This window comes from Patescibacteria group bacterium, from assembly GCA_024654625.1.
Taxonomy (GTDB): domain Bacteria; phylum Patescibacteriota; class Minisyncoccia.
The window spans coordinates 1-3,445 of record JANLHB010000045.1 but is presented as its reverse complement, the minus strand read 5'-3'; the positions used below and the strand labels follow the sequence as shown (position 1 = coordinate 3,445).

The window sequence follows — 3,445 nt, the reverse complement described above, 5'->3', positions numbered from 1 at the left end:
TACTTTTTTCTGTTTTCTTTTGACTTAAATCTGACATACGATTGAGAAATATTTTGTGCTGAACGCTTTTCGTTCGAGTTTATGCGGAGGCTCTATAGTCTGCTAAACTGAACATTGTTAAGCTCCTTGAGAAAGTAAAAGGAATTAAATCTCTCCTTGACTGTACATTATAATAAGTAAAGTGATTTGTAACAGCTTATTGCCCGTTATTATAAAAGAGCGAGGCTGTTTTGCAAGGCAAAAGAATTCACCGCAGAGACGCTGAGGGCGCAAAGAAAAGCAACAGGAAAAAGATAAAATCTAGCCGCGGAAAAACACGGATTAACACTGAGGTTAAAAGCAAAAAAAAAGACATCGGACACGGATTTCACAGATAGAAACAGAAAAAAAGAAAAGAAAAAACAAGAATATTTGGCTACGGTTATGCTCAGAGGAAAACTGAAAATATAGGTGAAAAGAGGGAGTGCAGGCTCGCCAGATAAACTGGTGAGAAAACTTGTTGGGTAAAAACTATTTATTGTCCAGTTCAATATCTATTAAGATTTTCAGTTTTTTAATATCGTCTATATCCTGCTGTCTGTTTGTCACTTCTTTCATTTTGATCAAATCTTCTTTTGAAACTACAGGACAATTTATTTCCCTTACCGCAAAGATCGTCTTTTCCACTTCTTCATATTTAACGGGAGAATCAACGACCAGATCAACTTCCTCGGTATCACGATAAAAGTTAAGTGCCTTCATGTTTTTATTTTTTATCCAATCATTTCTCGTATTAGAGTCAGCTAATCCCATAGGGTCAACCGGGATCTTACAAGAAAAACCTGATTCCATTAGTGTTGTAATGGCTTTTGCAAGGTTATTGTCTTCCAACTCTAAAATAATATCCAGATCAGCCGTCATGCGAATATGACCGTGAAGATTGACTGCTACTCCGCCTACGATAGCATATCTTACGCCTGTATTATTAAACTCCCTGATGATTTCCTCGTAGAACATTTGTACCTTCCCTGATTGTCTCATTAAAATGATTGGCCTCTTCCAGCCAATTCAGGATCTGTTCTGGTGTCCATGTAAGATTATGTCTCAGTTTTGCTCCTTCAGATTCCCAACCACCAAAATCTATAATGTTTCCTTCGTCATCATATTTTATAGGTAAATCAGTTTTTCCGGATCCTGGCGTGATACCATCATTACTCATTCTATAATTCGTCCTTTTAGGTAATAGGGTAGAGGTAACTAAGCCTCTCCTTGGCCGCATATTTGAATTTGATAAAAGTGTATTATAACGGACTCTTATTCAGGGGTATTATAAAAGAGCGGGGTTATTTTGCAAGGCAAAAGAATTCACCGCAGACGCAAAGAGCGCAAAGAAAAACTGAAAATATAGTAGAAAATAGGAAAGTCAAAAGAGATTTGCCACAGACTTGCACAGACTAAATGCTGAGGTCAAAGGCAAAAAAAAAGGAAAGAGGCAAGGTTCACGCCAAGACGCGAAGAACGCAGAGAAAAGAAACAATAGGCAGTAGACAATTTACAAAATGATAGCAAAGGGTATAAGAAAATTTATCCGTGAAAAAACAGTAAAAAGCAAAAGGAAAGGTAGTGGAATTTACGAGTTACAATATTCAAACCTATAACCAAATCATACTATTTTGTTTCTTTATTTTGGTCATTTGGTATTGCCCGTCCGAACGGATTCATCCGGGCGGGTGATTTATTTGTGATTTGCCATTTGGGACTTGAAATTTATCAAATCTTCTTATTCAGGGTTATTATAAAAGAGTGGGGTTGTTTTGCAATATAAAAGATTCTAAAAAAACAGTTCTTAACGCAGAGTTCGCAGAGTACACAGAGAAAAAAAAGAAATATGGCCACAGACTTACACAGACTAAATGCTGAAGTTAAAGGCAAAAGAAAAAAGGAAAGAAGCAAGGTTCACGCTCCCCGGACAAAAGGCACCGAGGACAAGGCACTAATGAAAAAACAAATAGATTATTCACCGTGAAGTCGCTAAGGACGCAAAAGGAAAGAAAAATTTAGCCACAGATTTTTTCAGATATACTGAAGAAACAGATGCAAAACTACAAGATCTTCTTTCCCGTATTCTTTATTTCCTCTGCAAGCATTCCTCCATCATTAAAGTCCTCCGGGCGGAATGGTATCGGTTCAATCCTGCTGTCTATCTTTCTTCTCAGTGGCACAACCTTCCTGCGATCGTCAAATCTATCACCGGTAAAGGAATCTGAAATAAGAGCGATGTCAATATCACTACTCTCGTGTACTATACCCTTTGCATGAGAGCCAAAAATTATGGCTTCGCTTATCTTAATACCATTCTTTTCCAATTCTTCAATATATCTTTGACTAATTTTTATTATTGGATCTTCTGAGACAACCATTCTTTCATCTCCTTAATCTTAGAAAGATACATTTCTGTGAAACTTTTAGTGCATTTTTTCTTGAAAGCGAACTTTTCATCAGGATACCTTGCTTCCATATTGAAATCTGTTATTGCTTCAAGAAGTTCCAGTTGTTCATCTGTCAGCTTGAGTGATATTTTTTCGGATAGATATACAAGCCGATGGGTATAGGGTGGAGTCTCTCCTGTTTTACTTGCATAGAGAGCCTTAAGAATTTTTTCTATAGTCAAATGTCCGAAAAACAATGAATATGAATAATCTCTTCTTTCGAAGAGATGGTTTGAAACCTTCCAGTCATCTTCAGCTGATTCAAGCCAGAACGAAACAGCCTTTTTATTATCCAAAAGATCCTCCAAGGTTATTGTTAAGTTTATTAATTTGTAAAGTCTTATTTATTAAACATATCAGACTGCATTTTTGAAGGTGTTTATTAATGTGACAAAAGCGAGTTGTAACTACTTCCTGTTCAGGGATATTATAAAAGAGTGGGGTTGTTTTGCAAGACAAAAGGCATTGGACACGAATTTCACAAATTGACAATAAAAGAGAAAAACAAATAGATACTTCACCGCCGAGACGCGAAGAACGCAGAAAAAAGACAAAAAGAAGTTGGCAATAGGCAGTAGGCAATAGCAACAAAACAATAACGAAGTGATATAGAAAGTTTAGCCACAGATTTCCCTGGACAAAAAGCGCCGAGGACTTTTCACTGATAGACGCAGAAGTTAAAAGTCGAAGAGCAAGATTCCAAAGGTAAGAAGATTTACGGTTTTGGATTAATGGGCTAAATAGATTATCTAAATTTTCCTTTATAAAATTACCAGAACGGTATAGGGATTAATCATTATCTTCTGAAATAAAAAGGTTCTCAATTTCATTAATAATGTCTGTTAATTCCATCTGTTTTGATTCAGTAATATTTCCAGCTTCAAGGTGTTTATGGTAAGGAAATGTCTTTAAGTTTTTAGCCCTTGGGTCGGGGGCATTATCATATCTGAATAAATTATTAGAACCTTTTCGATAAT

5 protein-coding genes are annotated in these 3,445 nt (G+C 36.2%); all 5 read right to left on the bottom strand.

Going from position 1 to position 3,445, the window contains the following annotated elements; translation table 11 throughout:
- Window positions 1-510 precede the first annotated feature (510 nt).
- Entirely contained in the window at window positions 511-996 is a 486-nt protein-coding gene (locus NUV40_04460; protein ID MCR4343113.1) for a nucleotidyltransferase family protein, read from the bottom strand.
- Window positions 965-1,198 (bottom strand): hypothetical protein, encoded by a 234-nt coding sequence (locus tag NUV40_04455; protein MCR4343112.1) that lies wholly within the window; start codon window positions 1,196-1,198, stop codon window positions 965-967. Before NUV40_04455 ends, NUV40_04460 begins: the two co-directional genes overlap by 32 nt.
- Before the next feature lie 883 nt (window positions 1,199-2,081).
- Window positions 2,082-2,399 carry a nucleotidyltransferase domain-containing protein gene (locus NUV40_04450; GenBank protein MCR4343111.1) on the bottom strand — a complete coding sequence of 106 codons (318 nt, stop codon included), beginning with the start codon at window positions 2,397-2,399 and terminating at the stop codon, window positions 2,082-2,084.
- Window positions 2,375-2,764: a HEPN domain-containing protein gene (locus NUV40_04445; GenBank protein ID MCR4343110.1), complete on the bottom strand. Its 390-nt coding sequence runs from the start codon at window positions 2,762-2,764 to the stop codon at window positions 2,375-2,377. Before NUV40_04445 ends, NUV40_04450 begins: the two co-directional genes overlap by 25 nt.
- Before the next feature lie 493 nt (window positions 2,765-3,257).
- A partial coding sequence (locus tag NUV40_04440; GenBank protein ID MCR4343109.1) for a DUF6516 family protein occupies window positions 3,258-3,445 on the bottom strand: 188 nt, incomplete at its 5' end.

What these genes read in the sequence shown, in the direction of transcription:
- NUV40_04460 (MCR4343113.1), bottom strand. Translation starts at nt 996, where the DNA reads ATGTTCTACGAGGAAATCATCAGGGAGTTTAATAATACAGGCGTAAGA.
- NUV40_04455 (MCR4343112.1), bottom strand. Translation starts at nt 1,198, where the DNA reads ATGAGTAATGATGGTATCACGCCAGGATCCGGAAAAACTGATTTACCT.
- NUV40_04450 (MCR4343111.1), bottom strand. Translation starts at nt 2,399, where the DNA reads ATGGTTGTCTCAGAAGATCCAATAATAAAAATTAGTCAAAGATATATT.